The organism is Sphingobium sp. SG1, assembly GCF_057063145.1.
The window spans coordinates 20,075-39,514 of the sequence record NZ_JBVVOJ010000016.1; the positions used below are offsets into that span (position 1 = coordinate 20,075).

Consider the following 19,440-nt stretch of genomic DNA (forward strand, 5'->3'; position numbering starts at 1 on the left):
CGGATCTATCTGGAAAATGGAGGCCCGAGCCGGAATCGAACCGGCGTGCAAGGATTTGCAGTCCTCTGCGTCACCACTCCGCCATCGGGCCTTCCGTGCGGTGGAGGCGGCAAATGTCCGCCTTTGATCGCAAAGTCAAGCGCGGGAAGGCGAACAATCCCAAGAATCTCGCTCTCCATCGTGGAAAGCCGCTTGGCGCGGGGGAAATGCTGATTTAGAGGTCCGGTAATCCCCTAAGTGTATTGCATTGTCAATACAGTTGTGCCAAGCGAGGAACTATCGTGACCGAGCAGAACTTTTCTTCGATGCGGACCGCCATGGTCGAGAGCCAGCTGCGCACCAGCGCCGTGGACGATCAGCGCGTGATCGCTGTGATGGCGAAGGTGCCGCGCGAGGACTATGTCCCCGCCGAGCGCCTGGCCATGACCTATGTCGATCGCCCGATCCCGCTGGACGGCGACCGTGCGCTGAACCCGCCGCTGGTCACTGGCCGTCTGCTCAAGGAAGCCGATGTCCAGGCCGGCGAGAAGGTGCTGCTGATCGGCGCCGCGACCGGCTACAGCGCGGCGCTGCTCGCCGAGCTGGGTGCGCAGGTGACGGCAGTCGAGGTCGAGGGTGGCGCGGAGATCGCGGTGCCCGGCGTGACCGTGGTGCGTGGCCCGCTGGCCGCCGGCGCATCGGCCGGTGCGCCCTATGATGTTCTTTTCATTGACGGCGCGGTGGAGGAAGTCCCCGCTGCGCTCGTCCAGCAGCTAGTCGATGGGGGACGGGTGGTGACGGGCGTCGTCGAACGCGGTGTCGCTCGCCTGTGCAGCGGCCGCGCGGTGGCGGGCGTGCTGGGTCTCGCCAGCCTTACCGACATGGAAATGGTCGTGCTTCCCGGTTTCGCCGCGCCGGAGCAGTTCGTTTTTTGAGACAGGATAGATGACAGCAAAGCGTATGACCCTTCGGCGCCAAGCCGCTACAGCCTTGCTGTTGCTATCCTCCTCCATGGCAGGGGTGGCGCATGCCGAAACCCTGCAGGGCGCGCTGGCCAAGGCCTATCGCACCAACCCGACCCTGACCGGCGCACGCGCCGGTCAGCGGGCGACGGACGAGAATGTCCCGATCCAGAAGGCAGCGGGGCGGCCCACGGCCAATTCGCAGCTCCAGTTCCAGGAACTGGTCATCCGCCCGTCGAACAGCTTCCTGGCGCCGCATCGGTCCGCCAGCGCCAGCGGCAGCATCGATGTGCCCATCTATTCCGGCGGCACCGTACGCAACAGCGTGAAGGCGGCGGAAACGCGCGTCGAATCGGGGCAGGCCAATCTGCGCGGGACCGAGGCGAGCGTGTTCTCGCAGACGGTCGCAGCCTATATGGACGTGATCCGCGATATCGCGCTGGTGTCGCTCAATGCGGCCAATGTGAAGGTGCTGGAGGTCAATCTCCAGGCGACCAACGACCGGTTCGAGGTCGGCGATGTCACCCGCACCGACGTCGCCCAGTCCGAATCGCGTCTGGAACTGGCCCGGTCCGACCTGCAGCGCGCCGAATCCAACCTGATCACCAGCCGCGAAAATTATATCGCGATGGTCGGCGAGGCGCCGGTCGATCTGGAATCACCGCCCGCTCTGCCGGGCCTGCCGGCCGATCCCGACAGCGCCGTGCGCGTCGCGCTGGCGGACAATCCCGATATCCTGGCCGCGCAGAAGTCGCGTGAGGCGGCGCGTTATGACGTGAAGGCGGCCAAGGGCGCCACGCTGCCGACCCTGAGCGGGTTCAGCCAGGGCAGCTATACCGACTATATGGACAAGGACATTGCAGCCAACAAGCAGGCGGCCGTTGGTGCGACCCTGACCATTCCCTTCTATCAGGGCGGTCGCCCGGCCGCGCAGGTGCGCCAGAACCAGGCGCTCGAGTCGCAGGCGATCGAGCGGCAGATCGAGGTCGAGCGCGGCGTGATCTCGCAGGCGCGCGCCGCCTATGCCGCGTTGCAGGCGTCGCTGCGCACCATCCAGTCGAGCCAGAAGGCGGTGGATGCCGCCGAACTGTCGCTGGAAGGCGTGCGTGCGGAAAATTCGGTCGGCAGCCGCACCATCCTCGACATCCTCAATGCCGAGCAGGAATCGCTCAACGCCAAGGTCGAACTGGTGACCGCGCGCCGCAATGCCTATGTCGCCGGCTTCACCCTGCTGGCGGCGATGGGCCATGCCGAGGCCGATGATCTGGGCCTGGAAAGTGGCACCCTCTATGACCCGATGGTCAATTATGACCGGGTCGAGGGCAAGTGGTTCGACTGGGACTATGACGGCAAGCCCCAGGCGGTTTCGACACGTACCGTTGACACGCCGGCTCAAAACGCCAAAGTCGATGCCGCGCAGCCTTAACCGCTTGTTAACCTGAACAGGTAATCTTGGCGGAATAGGTGCGGAATGAAATTTGGACGGGAATTATCCATGGGTGACATGACCAAGGAACCCTCGATGGAAGAGATACTCTCGTCCATCAAGCGGATCATCGCCGAAGAGGGCGAGGATGCCATTCAGGCCGCGCCGCAGCGCCGCCAGAAGACCCCGATCGACCTGAGCGCCGCGTCCCATGCGGTGATGTCGGCCGAGGTCGAGGAAGTGCTGGAACTGACCGACGAGATTCCGGTGGAGGAAGTGATGCCCGCGCCCAAGTCGACCCGCGCCGTGAAGGCCGTGGCCCCGTCCGAATCGGACGGCGACTCGATCCTGTCGGTGGAAAGCGAAGTGGCCGCGCGTCATTCGCTCTCGGCCCTGTCCACCATGCTGGTCAGCCCGCGCGAGGGCGAGGACAATACGCTGGAGGCTCTGGTCCGCTCGATGCTGCGGCCGATGCTCAAGGAATGGCTCGACGCGCGCCTGCCCGCGCTGGTCGAGGACATGGTCGCCAAGGAAATCTCCCGCATCACCGGCCGCTGAGGCGGATAGGCAGCCGATCGCGCTCCGGCCTCTTGCCGGGGACGTAAGGCGCGCCTAGACCACGGATCATCTCATCGACGCGCCCGGCCGTGCATCGCATGCGCCGGCACGCCGTGTTTTCGATCCGAGGGTGATTTTTCCATGAAACATATCCTGCTTGCCGGCCTTGGCGCACTGGCCCTGTCGCCGATGCTGTCGTCTGCGCTGGTGGCGCCGGCGGCTGCCCGTCCTTTCACGCCCAATGACATGGTGTCGCTGGACCGGGTGTCGTCGCCGACGGTGTCGCCGGACGGCAAGTGGATGGCCTATCAGCTGCGCAGCACGGATCTCGCCAATAATCGCGGCCGCACCGACCTCTATCTGCTGGCAATCGACAAGGCGGGGCAGGCGCCCCGGCTGATCGCGTCGGTGCCCGACAAGAATGAGGCATCGCCGGTCTTTTCGGCCGACGGCAGCGCGCTTTATTATGTCTCCAACGCCAGCGGCGACGACCAGTTGTGGCGCGCGCCGATCGCGGGTGGTCAGCCGGTGCAGATCAGCAAGGCGCCCGGCGGCATTTCCGGGTTCCTGCTGAATCCCCAGGGTGACAAGGTGGCGCTGTGGGCCGACCGCCCGGTCGGTGCGCGCACGATCGACGATGTGCAGGCGCCGACCCCGCCGAGCGCGGGCAGCGGCCGGGTCTATGACCAGCTGTTCGTGCGCCACTGGGATACGTGGAGCGACGGCCAGCGTTCGCAGATCTTCGTCATGCCGGTCGCGGGCGGCAAGGCGGTGTCGGTGATGGGCGGCCTGGTCGGCGACAGCCCGTCCAAGCCGTTCGGCGGAGCGGAGGAACTGGCCTGGAGCGCGGATGGCAAGACGCTGTTCTTCACCCTGCGCGAGGCCGGGCGGATCGAGCCGCTGTCGACCAACCTCGACATTTTCAGCGTGCCGGCCGACGGCAGCGCCAAACCCGTCAATCTGACCGACGCCAATGACGCGACCGACACGATGCCGGTGGTGTCGCCCGACGGCAAATGGCTGGCCTATGCCGCGATGAAGCGGCCCGGCTATGAAGCCGATCGGCTGGTCCTGATGCTGCGCAACATCGCCACAGGCGAGACGCGCGCGCTGACCGAGGGCTGGGATCGATCGGTCGGATTGATCGCCTGGGAAGCGCATGGCAAGGGGCTGCTGGTCACCGCCAATGACGTGCTCGACAATCCGGTGTTCCGGGTCGATGCCGCATCGGGCAAGGTGACGCGCCTCACCGAAAAGGGCCATGCCGGCAGCGTCGTGCCGCTGCCCGATGGCGGTTTCGTCTATGCGCTGGACAGCATCCAGTCGCCGGCCGATTTCTGGAAGATGCCGGCGAAAGGAAAGCCGGTGCGCCTGACGAATGTCAACGCGCAGAAGCTGGCCGGGGTGGACGATGTTTCGGTCCAGCGCTTCAGCTTCAAGGGTGCCAATGGCGACACGGTCTGGGGACAGATCGTCAAGCCCATGGCTGCCAAGGGCAAGCTGCCGGTCGCCTTCCTGGTCCATGGCGGGCCGCAGGGCAGCTTCAACGACAACTGGTCCTATCGCTGGAACCCCAAGGCGTTCGCCGCCCATGGCTATGCTGCGGTGATCGTCGATTTCCATGGCTCGACCGGCTATGGCCAGGCCTTCACCGATGCGATCAACCAGGATTGGGGTGGCAAGCCGCTGGAAGATCTGAAGCTGGGCCTCGCGGCCGCTGCGGCGAAGGATGCCAATGTCGATGCCAAGAACGCTTGCGCGCTCGGCGCCAGCTATGGCGGCTATATGATGAACTGGATCGAGGGACAGTGGGCCGACGGCTTCAAGTGCATCGTCCAGCATGACGGCGTGTTCGACGCCCGCGCCATGGCCTATGAGACCGAGGAGCTGTGGTTCGACGAATGGGAGCATGGCGGCCCCTATTATGAGAAGCCGGAGGAGTTCGAGAAATGGAACCCGGTCAATCATGTCGCCCAGTGGAAGACGCCGATGCTGGTGGTGACCGGCGAGAAGGATTTCCGCATTCCCTATACCCAGGGACTGGCTGCCTTCACCGCGTTGCAGCGGCGCGAGATCCCGTCGCGCCTGGTCGTCTTCCCGGACGAGAATCACTGGGTGCTGAAGCCCAAGAACTCGCTGCAATGGTATGATGAGGCGCTGGGCTGGCTGGACCAGTGGACCGGCGCGGCGAAGGGGAAATGAGCCTTTGAGGGGCTGGCCCGGCCTGCTATATTGACCCCATGGCAAAGATGAAGGTCGATATCGTCGATGGTCCCATCGACCTCGGCAAGCCGGGCAAGCCCAGATACCGGACCGTCCACAAGGACGGCAAGGCCGTGAAGCTGCGGGTGGTCGATGCCGACAGCCCGCAGTTCGAGGCCGAATTCCTCGCCTCCTTCCGCGCCAGCGTTCGCAAGGCGCGGGAAGAGAATAAGGCGATCAGGGACAAGATTTGATCGGCAAGGGCCATGCGCGGCCGCGCCTGTGGATCGTCGCGGGCCCCAATGGCTGTGGCAAAAGCTCGGCCTATGGTCGCAGCGACGTGGCCGAATTTGATGGTTCGGTCTGGATCATCAATCCCGATCTCCTGACCGCCCGGTTGCGGGAAAGTGAGGGGCTGGCGCAGGACGCCGCCAATCTGGCGGCCGTGCAGCGGATCGAGGCCTGGCTGGATGCGTCGATCGACGTGCATCAGACCATCGGCGTGGAGACCGTGCTGTCCAGTCCCAAATATCGGCGATTGGTGGAGAAGGCGCGGGCGCGCGGCTTCGAGATACGGCTGATCTATGTCTATCTGGATTCGGTGGAGCGCCAACTGGAGCGGATCGCCTATCGCGTGGCGAAGGGCGGGCATGATGTGCCGGCCGACAAGGTGGCGGCGCGGCGCATAAGATCCTTTGCGCAACTGCGCTGGTTCTTCGACCAGGCGGATCGGGCCTGGGTGTTCGACAATAGCCTGAGCGAACCGCAACTGGTCGCCCGCAAGGGGGATGGCAGCATCACGATCCGCGCTGGCCTGCCGTCCGAAGTCATGGATAGCCTGATCTGACGCGCGCCATGCCTTGCGTGTCGTGCGGCAGGCGTTAAAGCGCGATCATGACCGAACTGCCCAAAACCTTTGACCCCGCCGCCATCGAGACCCGCTGGTACCAGCATTGGGAGGCCAATGGCCTGTTCCGTCCGGACCGTCCGGGCGCGGAACCCTTCACCATCGTCAATCCGCCGCCGAACGTGACCGGCAGCCTGCATGTCGGCCATGCGCTCGACAATACGCTGCAGGACATCGTCGTGCGTTACGAGCGGCTGCGCGGCAAGGATGCGCTGTGGGTGGTCGGCACCGACCATGCCGGCATCGCGACCCAGATGGTGGTCGAGCGGCAGTTGAACGCGGCCGGGCAGAAGCGCACCGATTTCAGCCGCGACGATTTCGTCGCCAAGGTGTGGGAATGGAAGGCGGAAAGCGGTGGTGCGATCACCAGCCAGCTGCGCCGCCTGGGCTGTTCGATGGACTGGGCCAATGAACGCTTCACCATGGACGAGGGCTTTTCCAGGGCCGTCATCAAGGTGTTCGTGGAACTGCATCAGCGCGGCCTGCTCTATCGCGACAAGCGTCTCGTCAACTGGGACCCGCATTTCCGCTCGGCCATTTCCGATCTGGAGGTCGAGACCAAGGAAACGCAGGGCGGCTTCTGGCGCTTCCGCTATCCGCTGGCGGACGGCGTGACCCTGGCCGATGGCAGCGACCATATCGTCGTCGCCACCACCCGCCCGGAAACCATGCTGGCCGACATGGCAGTTGCGGTCCATCCCGAGGACGAGCGCTATAAGTCCGTCATTGGCAAGGAAATCATCCTGCCGATCACTGGTCGCCGCATTCCTATCGTCGCGGATGAGCACGCTGACCCGACGCTGGGTACCGGCGCGGTCAAGATTACGCCAGGGCATGATTTTAACGACTTCGAGGTTGGCAAGAGGGCCGGTTTTAAAGCAGCCGAAATGCTTAACATGTTTGACGCCGATGCTGATGTGACCCAGACTGCAGACGGTTTGGTCCCGTCAGAATTTATTGGGCTGCATCGATTCAAGCGGAACGCAATCGATGGCGCGCGCGAGTTGGTCGTGAGCCAAATGGCGCAGTTGGGCCTATTGGTGTGGCACATCACCAAGAACAAGGAAGGCGAGGACGTCGCCGCCGATTTCGAGCCGCGCACGATCCAGACCCCCTATGGCGACCGTTCCGGCGTGGTGATCGAGCCCTGGCTGACCGACCAATGGTATGTCGACGCCGGCAAGCTGGCGGTGGCGCCGATGCAGGCGGTGCGCGACGGCCGGATAGAGATCGTGCCCAAGAGCTGGGAAAAGACCTTCTTCAACTGGATGGAGAATATCCAGCCCTGGTGCGTGTCGCGCCAGCTCTGGTGGGGCCATCAGATCCCGGCCTGGTTCGATGACGAGGGCAATGCCTATGTCGCCGAAACCGAGGAAGAGGCACAATTGCAGGCCGGCAACAAGAAGCTGGTGCGCGATCCCGACGTGCTCGACACCTGGTTCTCGTCCGCCTTGTGGCCGTTCGGCACGCTGGGCTGGCCGGAACAGAGTGAGACGCTCAGCCGCCATTATCCCAATGACCTGCTGATCTCCGGCTTCGACATCCTGTTCTTCTGGGATGCGCGCATGGCGATGCAGGGCATGGAGTTCATGGGCGATGTGCCGTGGAAGAAGCTCTATCTCCATGGCCTGGTGCGCGCCGCCGACGGGCAGAAAATGTCGAAGTCCAAGGGCAATGTGGTCGATCCGCTGGGCCTGATCGACAAGTTCGGCGCGGACGCGCTACGCTTCTTCATGGCGGCGATGGAAAGCCAGGGCCGCGACGTGAAGATGGATGAGAAGCGGGTCGAGGGCTATCGCAACTTCGCGACCAAGCTGTGGAACGCGGCGCGCTTCCTGCAGGCCAATGGCGTCACCGCATCGACCAGCCGCGAAGCGCCGCACGCCACGCTGCCGGTCAATCGCTGGATCATTGCCGAAACGGTGGCGACGGTGCAGGCGATCGACACCGCCATGGCCGAGCTGCGCTTCGACGCGGGCGCCAACGCCATCTATCACTTCGTCTGGGACCAGTATTGCGACTGGTATATCGAACTCACCAAGGGTTCGATGGATGACGAGACGAAGGCCGTTGCCGGCTGGGCGTTCGACCAGATTTTGGTGATGCTGCACCCCTTCATGCCCTTCATCACCGAAGAGCTGTGGCAGCTGACCGGCGCGCGCGCGCAGGAGCTGATCGTCGCGGAATGGCCGGTCGCCCTTTATGAGGTCGACACCGATGCGCAGGGCGAGATCGACTGGCTGATCCGTCTGGTGAGTGCGATCCGCACCGCGCGGACCGAACTCAACGTGCCGCCGGGCGCCAAGCTGCGCATGGTCGTGCGTGACGCGTCGGAAACGACGCGTGGCCGCCTGGATCGCCAGGGTGCGGCGCTGGCGCGCCTTGGCCGGATCGAGAGCCTGGCCTTTGGCGAGGATGTCGCGGGCGGCGCGGCGCAGATCGTCGTCGACGAGGCGACCTTCATCCTGCCGCTGGAAGGCGTGATCGATATCGCGGCGGAAAAGACCCGCCTCGAAAAGGCGCTGGCCGCCGCCGCCAAGGAACGGGATTCGCTGGGCGGTCGCCTGTCCAACCCAGCCTTTGTCGAGAAGGCCAAGCCCGAGGCCGTGGCCAAGGCGCGCGAGGACCATGCCGAAAAGACCGCCGAGGCGGAAAGGCTGAAGGCGGCACTGGACCGGTTGGGCTGAGCCGCCTAGCCTGCGCCGCAATCGGGGATAAGGGGTAAGGGCGAATGGCAGCAGGGGCACAAGGGGCGCGGGACCTGACACAGGGGCCGATCGCCTCCACCTTGCTGGCATTCGCCATCCCGACGCTGGCGTCCAATATCCTCCAGTCGCTGAACGGATCGATCAACGCGATCTGGGTCGGTCGCTTCCTGGGGCCACAGGCGCTCGCCGCGACGGCGAACGCCAATATCATCATGTTCCTGATGTTCTCCGTCGTGTTCGGCTTCGGCATGGCGTCGACGGTGATGATCGCGCAGGCGGTCGGCGCGCGCGACATGGACGCGGCGCGGCGCGCCTTCGGCTCGGCGGTCGGCTTCTGCTTCCTGCTGGCGATGGGCGTCGCGGTGGCGGGCTGGTTCGGCGGGCCGGCGCTGCTCCATCTGCTGGCGACCCCGCCCGAAGCGTTCGACATGGCGCTGACCTATTTGCGCGTCATCTTCGTCGCCATGCCGGCCTCGTTGCTGAGCGTCATGATGATGATGGGGCTGCGCGGCACCGGCGACGCGCGCACGCCGCTGATCTTCATGATCCTGTCGGTGGCGATCGACCTGGTGCTCAATCCGGTGCTGATCCTGGGGCTGGGGCCGATCCCGGCGATGGGCATTGGCGGTTCGGCAGCGGCAACGGCGGCGGCCGGCTTCGTCAGCCTGATCGCGCTCGTCATCTATACCTATGCCAAGGATCTGCCGTTGCGGCTTCGCGGCGCGGAGCTTGGCTATCTCAAGCCCGCGATGGACGAGATGCGGGTGTTGTCGACCAAGGGCCTGCCGATGGGCCTGCAGATGATCGTCATGTCGACGTCCGGCCTGGTGATGATCGGCCTGGTCAATCGCGAGGGGTTTCTGGTGACCGCCGCCTATGGCGCGGCGCAGCAGATCTGGACCTATCTGCAGATGCCGGCGATGGCGATGGGCGCGGCGGTCAGCGCGATGGCGGCGCAGAATATCGGCGCGGGTCGGTGGGACCGGATCAGTCGGATCACCGGCTATGGCATATCCTATCTGCTGGCGATCACCGGCGCGATGGTCGTCGTCATCCTGATCTTCCATGAAGCGCTGCTGGCGCTTTTCCTGAGCCATAACCAGGCGGTGATCGATGCAGCCTGGAACATGCAGCTGCTGGCGAGCTGGAGTTTCATGCTGTTTGGCTGCACCATGATCCTGTTCGGGGTGATGCGCGCCAATGGCGTGGTGGTGGCGCCGCTGCTGATCCTGGTCTTCACCCTCTTCGCGGTGCGGCTGGGCTTCTATTATCTCGCCTATCCCCGGATCGGCGCGGATGCGCTGTGGCTGAGCTTCCCGGTGGGATCGGCGGTGTCCCTGACGCTCGCTGCTCTGGTCTATTGGCAGGGCGGCTGGCGCAAGGCCAAGCTGATGGTGCCGATGCACGAAGAGGAATGCCGTGAGGCGGTGCATAGCGAAACCGAGCCGGTCGGTCGGATCGCGCCGACCGGCTGAGACCGGAGCGCCGCTCAGCGGCCCTGGTTGCGCCAGCGGGTGATGGTGCGGGTAAGGATGTCGTCCTCGCCGCCGGCCTGGCGCCAGAGCTGGGTGAAGCTGGGATCGCCGGAAGCCGGGCGCCGCTGTTCTTCCAGATTGTCGAGCGCGACGCGGATCGGCACGGCGACACCTTCGCCGCAGATGATCGCCTCGCGGTTGCGCAGGGCAGGGATCGAATCGAGGAAACCGCGCGCGCCTTCGGGCATGGCCGCCTTCACGAAGGCCTGGTCGCGGTCGTTGTTGAGGCGCATCGAGATGATGGTGCCGCACTGCGATAGCACGCCTTCGGCCAGGTCGGACGGACGCTGGGTGATGAGGCCCAGTGAGACGCCATATTTACGGCCTTCCTTGGCGATCCGCTCCAGGATGCGGCGCACCGCCTGACCGCCGCCGGCGGTGCTGGCGGGGATGTAGCGATGGGCTTCCTCGCACACGAGCAGGATCGGCCGCTGCGGTTCGTCGCGTGCCCATAGCGCATAGTCGAACACCAGTCGGGACAGCACCGAGACAACCACCGAGGTGATGTCGGAGGGCATGGAGGACACATCGATGATCGAGATCGGCTTGCCGCCCGAGGGCAGGCGGAAGACCTTGGCGAGGAAGGCCTGCATCGAATCGGCCACCAGCATGCCGGAGAACATGAAGGAATAGCGCGGGTCGCCCTTGATCTCGTCGACCTTGGACTTGAGGCGCAGATAGGGAAGCGATCCGGTGCCTTTGTCGAGCTTGCCCATCTCGTTCTGCAGGATCGCGGTGAGATCGGACAGCAGATAGGGGACGGGCGAATCCACGGTCAGGCGGCCGATGCTTTCGGCCAGACGGTTCTTCATCCGTGCGGCGAGCAGGCATTTGGCGAGGATGTCGCAATCCTGGGTGCGCTCCGCGCCTTCGGAGGTGACGAACACCTCGCAATGCTCCTCAAAATTCATCAGCCAATAGGGCAGGGCGAGATTGTTCACGTCGAACACCGCGCCATTCTGCTGAAAGGCGGCGCCATATTCGCCATGCGGGTCGATCATGACGATATGGCCCTGGGGCGACAGGTCGCAGATGCGGTGCAGGATCAGCGCCGCGCTGGTCGATTTGCCGGTGCCGGTGGAGCCGAGCAGCGCAAAATGCTTGCCCAGCATCGAATCGACATAGAGCGCCGCGCGCGTGTCCATCGTCGGATAGACCGTGCCGATCTGGACATGCGGCCGGTCGTCGGCGGCATAGATTTGCTGCATGTCGTAGCTGGACACCGGATAGATGTCGGTGCCGGGCGTGGGATAGCGGGTGACGCCGCGCCGGAATCCGTAGATGCGGCCGGTCAGCTTTTCCTCATCGCCTTCGCCCAGAAAATCGATATCGGCGATGATCGCCCCGCCATCGCGCCGGTCGAGCATCAGCGACCGGATATTGGCGATCAGCCAGCGTTCGCCGACACGCATCTTGACCTGGCTGCCGACTTGGCCGGCCATGGCGAGGCAGGTGTCGGGATCATGGGCCAGCGCCGCGAGGCTGTTGGGATCGACTAGGATCTTCGAACTCGACCCGGCGATCTGGAACACCATGCCCAGCGCCTGGTGCAGGCCGGCAGACGATGCGGCAGCGCCCGTGTCGTGCGAAAATTGATGTGCGCCCGGCATCTGGGTCATGAGCCTCTATTGTCCCCCGCAGCCGGCACGCGTCCGGCAATCGACCAGATTGCTATCGGGGGGAGGTAAATATTGGATTACCCACGGGCCGAAATGCCCATTGCGGAACGGCCCGTGGAGCGCGGAAATCCGCGCTGATGCGTCCCATGATCCCGCTTCCGGCTCGCTCCGTCGCGGGGGAGGGGGAACAGGAGCGGGTTTCGGGCATTGGAAACCTGCCACAATCAGGATTTTTGCTTGCCCGATATCGTCTTGGCCAATGCGACGCGCCGTTCCGACGCGATCGCGATTGCGCGTGTGATCTGCATTCTGGGTGTCGTCTATGTCCATGCCTGGACCGGACGGAACGGCCAGGATCTGGAATTGCTGCGTGGCTCCCCGCAGGAAGGGCTGCGCTGGGTGCTGATGGAGATTTTCGGCCGTAGCGCGGTGCCGCTGCTGGGCCTGATCTCCGGCTGGCTGGTCGGCGGGTCGGCGCGCACGCGCAACTGGCTCGATCATGTCGGGCGCAAGGCGCGGACGATCCTGCTGCCAATGCTGTTGTGGAATGCGGTGGCGATCATGCTGGTGTCGGGCGCGGCCTGGCTGCTGGGCCTGTCGGCGCCGGTGCCGCAGTCAGGCGGCTGGATCGCCGAGGAATTGTTCATCATCAACCGCAATCCGGACATCAATGTCCAGATGCCGTTCCTGCGCGACCTGTTCCTGTGCATGGTCGCCGCGCCCTTGCTGGTGCGGTTGCCCAACTGGATGCTGATGGCGGTCGCGCTGGCGGCGCTGTCATGCCAGATTGCGGGGCTCGGGCCGCCGGTGCTGATGCGCCCGTCGATCCTCTTCTTCTTCACCATCGGCATATTGGCCCGGCGCGAGGGCTGGGCGGACCGGGCCGCGGCAGTGCCGATGCTGGCAGCTTCATTGCCCTTCGGTCTGCTGATGGGCGCGCAGCTCTATGTCTCGCTCAAGGGCGGGGCGGGGCTGGCGCCGCTGGCCCTGGCGTGCCTCGACATGGCGGTGCGCATGGCGGCATCGCTCTGCTTCTGGCGGCTGGCCTGGGCACTGGCGGAAAGCCCGGCGCGCGGCCTGCTGATGCGGGTCGAGCCCTATGCCTTCTTCCTCTTCTGCGCCCATCTGATCCTGATCTGGCTGGGTGGGCCGCTACTGGGGCAATTGTTCGGTCCGCTCGGATCGCCGCTCTATCCGCTCTATCTGATCGCCCAGCCCTTCCTGGTGCTGGCGGTGGTGATCCTGATCGGCAACCTGATGCAGCGCCTGTCGCCGACCATGGCCGGGCTGATGAGTGGCGGCCGGCTGGCCGCCACCTGAGGCATCAGGCCAGTTCGCGGGCGGCGATCGCCTGCGCCGCTGCCATGGCGATTTCATAGCTGCGCTTGCGCGCCGCCGGATCGAAGATCTGGGCGGCGATGATCACCTCGTCCACGCCGGTGCGATCGATGAAGGCAGCCAGGTCGCGCTCGACATCCGCCTGGGTGCCGATGCTGGAGGCGCTCAGGACATCGGACAGCATGGCGCGTGCCTGCATCGGCAGGCTTTCATAGTAGCCCGCCAATGGCGGTTGCAGCTTGCCGGGCTGGCCGGTGCGCAGCCGCACGAAGGCCTGCTGCATCGAACTGGCGACCAGTTCGGCCTCCGCCGCACTGTCGGCGGCGAAGATATTATAGCCGGCCATGGCATAGGGGCGGTCAAGCTGGGCCGAAGGGCGGAAGTCGCGGCGATAGATGGCCAGCGCCTCGTCCAGCGCGGCCGGGGCGAAATGGGAGGCAAAGGCGTAGGGCAGGCCGAGCGCGGCCGCCAGTTGTGCGCCGTAGAGGCTGGAGCCGAGAATCCAGAGCGGGACATTGGCGCCTTCGCCCGGCGTGGCCTGAATGCCCAGTCGATCGTCGCCGGCGAAATAGGCCTGGAGTTCGAGTACGTCGCGGGGGAACTGGTCTGCCCCGCCGCTGAGGCTGCGGCGGATGGCCTGCGACACTTTCTGGTCGGAACCGGGGGCGCGGCCCAGGCCCAGGTCGATGCGGCCGGGGAACAGCGCGTCCAGCGTGCCGAACTGTTCCGCGATCAGCAGCGGCGCGTGGTTGGGCAGCATGATGCCGCCTGCGCCGATGCGGATGGACGATGTCGCCTGGCCGATATGGGCGAGCACGACGGCCGTGGCGGCCGATGCGATGCCGTGCATGCCATGATGTTCGGCCACCCAGAGGCGGTGATAGCCCAATGCTTCGACATGGGCCGCCAGATCGGCAGCGTCGGCAAGGGCGGCGGACACGTCGCTGCCTTCGCGGACAGGAACGAGATCAAGGACGGAGAAGCGGGTCATGGCCGCCATATGGGGCCATGGTCAGTTTTATTTCAATACCGAATATCAGCCGGCGCGACCAAAGCCCTGTGGTTCGACGCGGCGGCCGAAGGTGGGACGGCGCGCGACCAGCGGATTGGCGTCGCGATCGAGCAGGGCCATGGTCTCGGTAAAGCAGGGGCGCAGCGCGACCACGGTCTCGATCAGTTCGTCCGGGCTCTCGCGAAATTCGACGCAGCGGCGTGCGACCATTTCGATCTCTTCGGCCATGGCACTGAGCCGATGGGCGCCGAACTGAGCCGATTCGCCCTTCAACGTATGGGCCGGACGGACGAGGGAGACGGCATCGCGATCGCGAAAGGCCTGCTCGATGGTGCCGATCGCCTTTTCACCATCCTCGCGGAAATAGCCCAGAATGCGCATGAAGGCCGTACCCAGCTCCGTGCGGGTCCGGGCAAAATCGTTCCAGTCCACCAGTTCGGTAGCGTGTTCGGGCACCTGCGCACTCCTTTCCTGACGCTCGCGAGATTAGCCGGCGGGCGTAAACAGCCGGTTAAGCCGGCACTTTGCTGAGCGCGAAACGCTGCGGGGAAAGGGCGGAAAATTGCCATCCATGCTGCTGCGCCAGCGCTGCCAGTTCGCGCGGGGCGATAGCGTCGTCGGCATCGATCGTCACATGATCTGCGTCACGCATCGCTCGGGCGGCGCGCAGGACCGGCCAGGGACATTTCATGCCCCTGGCGTCGACATGAAAGGGGGCGGCATCAGGGCCGCCCGCCTCATTTGGCATAGGGGTTCTTGGCGCTGCGCAGCGTCAGGCGCACCGGCACGGCACCGAAGCCCAGTTCCTTGCGGATGCCGTTCACCAGATAGCGGCGATAGCTTTCGGGCAGTTCGTCGAGCCGCGTACCGAACAGCACGAACGTCGGCGGGCGCGTCTTGTTCTGGGTGATGTAGCGCAGCTTGATCCGCTTGCCACCCGGTGCCGGCGGCGGATTGGCCTCCAGCGCGGCTTCGAACCAGCGGTTGAGCACGCCGGTCGAAATGCGCTGCGACCAGGCGGTGCGGGTTTCGAACGCGACCTTGATCAGGTCATCGAGGCCCTTTCCGGTGGCCGCCGACACGGTCATGATCGGCACGCCGCGGACCTGCGCCAAGCCGTCGAACAGCGCCTGCTTGATGCCCTGATAAAGGGCCGAGCCATGTTCCACCGTATCCCATTTGTTGAGGGCGACGATGAGGGCGCGGCCTTCCTCCAGCACCTTGTCGGCGATGCGCAGATCCTGTGCCTCCAGCCCGCGGGTGGCATCGAGCAGCAGCACCACGACTTCGGCGAAGTTCACGGCGTTCAGGCCGTCGGAAACGGCCAGCTTTTCCAGCTTGTCCTGCACCTTGGCGCGCTTGCGCATGCCGGCGGTGTCGATCAGGCGGACGGGGCGTTCCTCGCCCTCATAGCTGGTCCACATCCAGTCGACGGCGATGCTGTCGCGGGTGATGCCGGCTTCCGGTCCGGTCAGCAGGCGGTTTTCGCCGAGCAGTCGGTTGATGAGGGTCGACTTGCCGGCATTGGGGCGGCCAACGATGGCGAGCTTGAGCGGCGCGCTCTCTTCGTCCTCGTAAAATTCCTTCTCATGCTCCTCGCCATCCTCGCGTTCGAGATAGGGGAGCAGCGCCTGGAACAGGTCGGCCAGGCCCTGGCCATGTTCGGCGGAGAAGGGGATGGGTTCGCCCAGGCCCAGTATGAAGGCCTCCATGACGCCGGCTTCGGTCGCCTTGCCCTCGGCCTTGTTGGCGACCAGGATAACCGGGGCATCGCCCTCGCGCAGCCAGCGGGCGATTTCCTCGTCCAGCGGGGTGATGCCGGCGCGGGCATCGACCATGAACAGGGCGACGTCGCAATTCTCGACCGCTGCCTGGGTCTGCATGCGCATGCGGCCGGGCAGGCTGTGGGGATCTTCATCCTCATAGCCGGCAGTGTCGATGATGGTGAAGTCGAGGCCCAGAAGATGAGCCTCGCCCTCGCGCCGGTCGCGGGTGACGCCGGGCTGGTCATCGACCAGCGCCAGCTTCTTGCCGACCAGGCGGTTGAAAAGGGTGGACTTGCCCACATTGGGCCGCCCGACAATGGCAACTGTGGGCAGCATGATGTGGGCCCGTTTCCTTTCTATCGCTGCCCTTAACGCAGCGCCGTCAGCTTGCCGTCATCGGCAAGGATGTAGAGCATGTTGTTGGCGACCACCGGCGAGAGCGACATGGACTTGTTCATGTCCACTGCCTGCTGGATGGTGCCGGTCGCCGGATCGACATAGTTCAGATCACCATGGGTCGATACCAGAATCAGGCGGCCACCGGCAAGGACCGGGCCGGTCCAGCGGATCGCCTTGTCCTTCTTCTTTTCCTTCTGCCAGCGGCGCAACTGGCTGATCCAGCGGATCTTGCCGGTCGCGCGGGCGACGCAGAGCAGCTTGGCATCGCTGGTGACGGCAAACACCCACTCGCCCGCGATCCAGGGGGTGGAGATGCCGGCGATGTTGATTTCCCACAGGCGCTGGCCGCTGGTGAGTTCGTAGGAGGCCATGCGGCCGCCCTGGCCGATCGCGAAGACGCGGCCGCGGTCGATCACCGGATCGGCGTCGATGTCGGTCAGCGAGGCAACGGCGGTGGAGATGCTGGTGCGCGAGAGCGCATCGCCCCAAAGGGTACGGCCATTTTCATAGCGATAGGCGTTGATCTCGCCCGAGCTGTAGCCCGCGATCACCGTGCCCTGCGCAGCGGCCGGAGCGGCCACGCCGAAAATGCCGGTCACCTGCAGCGTGCCGCTGTCGGTCCACTGGGTGGCGCCGTCGGTCTGGTTGAGGGCGAAGATCTGGTTGTCCTGGCCCATCACATAGACATGGCCATTTTCCAGCGTCGGGGCGCCGCGCAGCGGGCCGCCGGGATGGACCTTCCACCCGATCGAGCCATCGGCCACGTTCATCGACACGACGTCGCCGACGCCGGTGCTGGCGAACAGCTTATCGCCCAGGACGCTGACGCCGCCGCCGAACAGGGCACGACCATTGCCTTCGGCCGGAAGGCTGGTCTGCCACAGCTTCTGGCCGGTGTTGGCATCCATCGCGATGACATGGGCGCCGGCGTCGATCACGAACAGCTTGCCGCCGGACACGACGGGGGCGGAGGCCAGGCGCGCCTGGGGCGTGCTGCCTTCGATCGATGCGGTCCAGGCCTGCTGCGGCGCTGCGCCCAGCGCCAGATGGCCCATCGCCTTGGACGGATCGCCGCCCGGCTGCGACCATTGGTCATTGGCGTAGGATTCAGGCAGGGCGACGGGCACGTCGGCCAGGGTCGGATCGACTTCGATCCCCTGCTCGTTCGACAGGATCGAGGTGCGGTTGCCGACCACCGGGGTCTTGGGGCCGCCCTTCTTGCCGCCGACCACGCCGCAGCCCGCCAGCATCGCAACCAGGGCGACGGTGGTCAGGGTACGGCCCATCGGGCCGAATTTTGTGATGCTGTGCTTAGCCATGCGCTTGCTTATCCCTGTACCGGTTCGGCGGGCGTTTCGACCGCATCAATTCCCAATAGCCCCGCCATCTGTCGCGCACGTGAACGGATCGACTGGGGCACATTCTCATCCTTGGCCATGGCCGCGAACATCGGGCCGGCCAGTTCGGGCTTGCGCATCTTCATATAGGCGATGGCAACCAGTTCGCCGGCGCTGCCGAACCAGGGCGCACCCTCGACGGCGAGGGGCTTGAGGCGATCGACCACCTGCTGCGGCTTGAGCGCATCGAATTCGATCGTGGTCTGACGGATCAGGGCCAGGTCGCGATAGGGCTGGTCGAGCGAGCTGTCCGCTGCCATTGCCTTATAGGCTTCGATCGCGGCCTTATTGTCGCCCTTGCGCGCGGCGAGGCCGGCCTTCACCAGCAGGGCGGAGGCGCGATAGCCGGGCTGGCTGGCCTTCGCCAGCGCATCGACATCCTTGGCATCGGGTGTGCCGCCGCCGACCGCAGTCGCCAGCATCTTGTCCATCTGTTCGGACACGGCTTCCGACTGGGTCTTGCTGTAATGCTGCCAGTAAAGCCAGCCGCCAAAGGCGGCGAGGCCGACGATCAGCAGCACGGCCAGGGCGCGGCCATAACGCTGCCAGAAGGTCAGGAGCTGGTCCTGGCGGACGGCGTCATCGACCTCCCGCATGAAGGCTTCGCTGTTTTGCGGCGTCAGGGCCACGGGAATCTCCGAAAAATGGTCATTAGGGGCAGCCGGAAGGCGGGATCATTAGCGGCGCAGCGTGGCCACGCAAATCACTTTTTCGGCCGATAGACCTGATCATCGCCCGGAAAGCTGCGATTGCGCACCTCCGCGGCATAGCTTTCCGCCGCCTGGCTGATCGTTTCGGCAAGGTTGGCGTAGCGTTTCACGAAGCGCGCGGTGCGTTCGAACATGCCCAGCATGTCCTCTGCCACCAGCACCTGGCCATCGCAACGGGCCGATGCGCCGATGCCGATCACGGGTATGTCGACGCTGGTCGTGATGATGTCGGCCAGTTCCTCCATCACCCCTTCGACCACCATGCCAAAGGCGCCTGCGGCGGCCACGGCCTTGGCGTCGCCCAGGATCTTGGCATGTTCCTCCTGACTCTTGCCGCGCGCGCCATAGCCGCCCAGCGCATTCACCGCCTGCGGCGTCAGGCCAATATGGGCCATCACCGGGATGCCGCGCTGGGTGAGGAAGCGGATCGTCTCCGCCATCGCCTCGCCGCCTTCCAGCTTGACGCCGGCGCAGCCGGTTTCGGCCATGACGCGGCTGGCGCTGGCAAAGGCCTGCTGCGGCGATGCCTCATAGGAGCCGAAGGGCATGTCGACGAGGACGACGCTGTGATAGCTGCCGCGTACCACGGCGGCGCCATGGGCGATCATCATGTCGAGCGTGACCGGCAGGGTGGAGGGCAGGCCATAGATGACCTGCGCCAGCGAATCGCCGACCAGCAGCATGTCGCAATGCGGATCGAGCAGTTGCGCCTGACGCGCGGTATAGGCGGTCAGCATCACCAGCGGCTCGTCGGTCTTGCCCTCGAACTTGCGGCGCTGGATCTGGGGCACGGTCAGCCGCTTCATCGGCGCGGGCGTGGGATTGGCGCGGCTGGTCGCGGTGTCGAGCGTGAAGGTCGTGGACATGGGGCGCGGTCTAGCCCAGCGCGGGGCGGCGTGCAAATGCCGGACCGGCCGGCGCG

17 protein-coding genes and 1 tRNA gene are annotated in these 19,440 nt (G+C 65.3%); 9 read left to right on the forward strand and 9 right to left on the reverse strand.

Annotated elements, in window-relative coordinates:
* Positions 1-17: 17 nt before the first annotated feature.
* A tRNA-Cys gene (locus AC0KVN_RS22825) sits at positions 18-91 on the reverse strand.
* Positions 92-281: 190 nt separating this feature from the next.
* Here AC0KVN_RS22825 and AC0KVN_RS22830 point away from each other — a divergent pair.
* From AC0KVN_RS22830 to AC0KVN_RS22865, 8 genes are all read left to right on the forward strand, one after another.
* Complete coding sequence (locus AC0KVN_RS22830) at positions 282-914, forward strand: protein-L-isoaspartate O-methyltransferase family protein (protein ID WP_435568379.1); 633 nt, start codon at positions 282-284, stop codon at positions 912-914.
* Positions 915-924: 10 nt separating this feature from the next.
* Complete coding sequence (locus AC0KVN_RS22835) at positions 925-2,367, forward strand: TolC family outer membrane protein (RefSeq protein WP_063976333.1); 1,443 nt, start codon at positions 925-927, stop codon at positions 2,365-2,367.
* A gap of 69 nt (positions 2,368-2,436) precedes the next feature.
* On the forward strand, positions 2,437-2,925 hold the full coding sequence (locus tag AC0KVN_RS22840; protein WP_435568378.1) for a DUF2497 domain-containing protein: 489 nt from the start codon (positions 2,437-2,439) through the stop codon (positions 2,923-2,925).
* Positions 2,926-3,066: 141 nt separating this feature from the next.
* Positions 3,067-5,127 (forward strand): S9 family peptidase, encoded by a 2,061-nt coding sequence (locus AC0KVN_RS22845; RefSeq protein ID WP_435568377.1) that lies wholly within the window; start codon positions 3,067-3,069, stop codon positions 5,125-5,127.
* 38 nt (positions 5,128-5,165) lie between these two features.
* Positions 5,166-5,381 carry a hypothetical protein gene (locus tag AC0KVN_RS22850; protein WP_004210716.1) on the forward strand — a complete coding sequence of 72 codons (216 nt, stop codon included), beginning with the start codon at positions 5,166-5,168 and terminating at the stop codon, positions 5,379-5,381.
* Positions 5,378-5,974 (forward strand): ATPase, encoded by a 597-nt coding sequence (locus tag AC0KVN_RS22855; protein ID WP_125986080.1) that lies wholly within the window; start codon positions 5,378-5,380, stop codon positions 5,972-5,974. Before AC0KVN_RS22850 ends, AC0KVN_RS22855 begins: the two co-directional genes overlap by 4 nt.
* 47 nt (positions 5,975-6,021) lie before the next feature.
* Complete coding sequence (locus tag AC0KVN_RS22860; protein ID WP_435568376.1) at positions 6,022-8,721, forward strand: valine--tRNA ligase; 2,700 nt, start codon at positions 6,022-6,024, stop codon at positions 8,719-8,721.
* A gap of 44 nt (positions 8,722-8,765) precedes the next feature.
* Entirely contained in the window at positions 8,766-10,217 is a 1,452-nt protein-coding gene (locus AC0KVN_RS22865) for an MATE family efflux transporter (protein ID WP_435568375.1), read from the forward strand.
* A 14-nt stretch (positions 10,218-10,231) separates the two neighbouring features.
* On the opposite strand, the gene AC0KVN_RS22870 is transcribed toward AC0KVN_RS22865, so the two are convergent.
* A complete protein-coding gene (locus AC0KVN_RS22870; RefSeq protein ID WP_435568374.1) occupies positions 10,232-11,896 on the reverse strand; it encodes an ATP-binding protein in 1,665 nt (554 codons plus the stop codon).
* A gap of 237 nt (positions 11,897-12,133) precedes the next feature.
* Here AC0KVN_RS22870 and AC0KVN_RS22875 point away from each other — a divergent pair, with 237 nt between their 5' ends.
* Entirely contained in the window at positions 12,134-13,216 is a 1,083-nt protein-coding gene (locus tag AC0KVN_RS22875) for an acyltransferase family protein (protein WP_435568373.1), read from the forward strand.
* Between the two features lie 4 nt (positions 13,217-13,220).
* Here the strand turns inward: AC0KVN_RS22875 and AC0KVN_RS22880 are convergent, their stop codons facing one another.
* The 7 genes from AC0KVN_RS22880 to panB all read right to left on the reverse strand — a co-directional run bounded on the left by AC0KVN_RS22880 (position 13,221) and on the right by panB (position 19,384).
* Positions 13,221-14,225: an LLM class flavin-dependent oxidoreductase gene (locus AC0KVN_RS22880; RefSeq protein ID WP_435568372.1), complete on the reverse strand. Its 1,005-nt coding sequence runs from the start codon at positions 14,223-14,225 to the stop codon at positions 13,221-13,223.
* A gap of 45 nt (positions 14,226-14,270) precedes the next feature.
* Complete coding sequence (locus AC0KVN_RS22885) at positions 14,271-14,702, reverse strand: Hpt domain-containing protein (protein WP_004210730.1); 432 nt, start codon at positions 14,700-14,702, stop codon at positions 14,271-14,273.
* A gap of 55 nt (positions 14,703-14,757) precedes the next feature.
* A complete protein-coding gene (locus AC0KVN_RS22890) occupies positions 14,758-14,994 on the reverse strand; it encodes a sulfurtransferase TusA family protein (protein ID WP_026109037.1) in 237 nt (78 codons plus the stop codon).
* Positions 14,984-16,348 carry a ribosome biogenesis GTPase Der gene (gene der, locus AC0KVN_RS22895; RefSeq protein WP_010338561.1) on the reverse strand — a complete coding sequence of 455 codons (1,365 nt, stop codon included), beginning with the start codon at positions 16,346-16,348 and terminating at the stop codon, positions 14,984-14,986. The genes AC0KVN_RS22890 and der overlap by 11 nt, the downstream gene beginning before the upstream one ends.
* A gap of 32 nt (positions 16,349-16,380) precedes the next feature.
* Entirely contained in the window at positions 16,381-17,730 is a 1,350-nt protein-coding gene (locus AC0KVN_RS22900) for an outer membrane protein assembly factor BamB family protein (protein ID WP_435568371.1), read from the reverse strand.
* A gap of 8 nt (positions 17,731-17,738) precedes the next feature.
* The gene (locus tag AC0KVN_RS22905; protein WP_004210734.1) at positions 17,739-18,437 is read right to left on the reverse strand and encodes a tetratricopeptide repeat protein; all 699 of its coding nucleotides are present in this window, start codon (positions 18,435-18,437) and stop codon (positions 17,739-17,741) included.
* A 74-nt stretch (positions 18,438-18,511) separates the two neighbouring features.
* On the reverse strand, positions 18,512-19,384 hold the full coding sequence (gene panB / locus AC0KVN_RS22910) for a 3-methyl-2-oxobutanoate hydroxymethyltransferase (protein ID WP_004210735.1): 873 nt from the start codon (positions 19,382-19,384) through the stop codon (positions 18,512-18,514).
* Between the last annotated feature and the right edge of the window lie 56 nt (positions 19,385-19,440).

Excerpts from the sequence above, each read along its gene's own strand:
- AC0KVN_RS22900 (WP_435568371.1), bottom strand. The coding sequence starts at position 17,730 with ATGGCTAAGCACAGCATCACAAAATTCGGCCCGATGGGCCGTACCCTG.
- panB (WP_004210735.1), bottom strand. The coding sequence starts at position 19,384 with ATGTCCACGACCTTCACGCTCGACACCGCGACCAGCCGCGCCAATCCC.
- der (WP_010338561.1), bottom strand. The coding sequence starts at position 16,348 with ATGCTGCCCACAGTTGCCATTGTCGGGCGGCCCAATGTGGGCAAGTCC.
- AC0KVN_RS22840 (WP_435568378.1), top strand. The coding sequence starts at position 2,437 with ATGGGTGACATGACCAAGGAACCCTCGATGGAAGAGATACTCTCGTCC.
- AC0KVN_RS22870 (WP_435568374.1), bottom strand. The coding sequence starts at position 11,896 with ATGACCCAGATGCCGGGCGCACATCAATTTTCGCACGACACGGGCGCT.
- AC0KVN_RS22835 (WP_063976333.1), top strand. The coding sequence starts at position 925 with ATGACAGCAAAGCGTATGACCCTTCGGCGCCAAGCCGCTACAGCCTTG.
- AC0KVN_RS22850 (WP_004210716.1), top strand. The coding sequence starts at position 5,166 with ATGGCAAAGATGAAGGTCGATATCGTCGATGGTCCCATCGACCTCGGC.
- AC0KVN_RS22890 (WP_026109037.1), bottom strand. The coding sequence starts at position 14,994 with ATGCCAAATGAGGCGGGCGGCCCTGATGCCGCCCCCTTTCATGTCGAC.
- AC0KVN_RS22860 (WP_435568376.1), top strand. The coding sequence starts at position 6,022 with ATGACCGAACTGCCCAAAACCTTTGACCCCGCCGCCATCGAGACCCGC.
- AC0KVN_RS22865 (WP_435568375.1), top strand. The coding sequence starts at position 8,766 with ATGGCAGCAGGGGCACAAGGGGCGCGGGACCTGACACAGGGGCCGATC.
- AC0KVN_RS22880 (WP_435568372.1), bottom strand. The coding sequence starts at position 14,225 with ATGACCCGCTTCTCCGTCCTTGATCTCGTTCCTGTCCGCGAAGGCAGC.
- AC0KVN_RS22845 (WP_435568377.1), top strand. The coding sequence starts at position 3,067 with ATGAAACATATCCTGCTTGCCGGCCTTGGCGCACTGGCCCTGTCGCCG.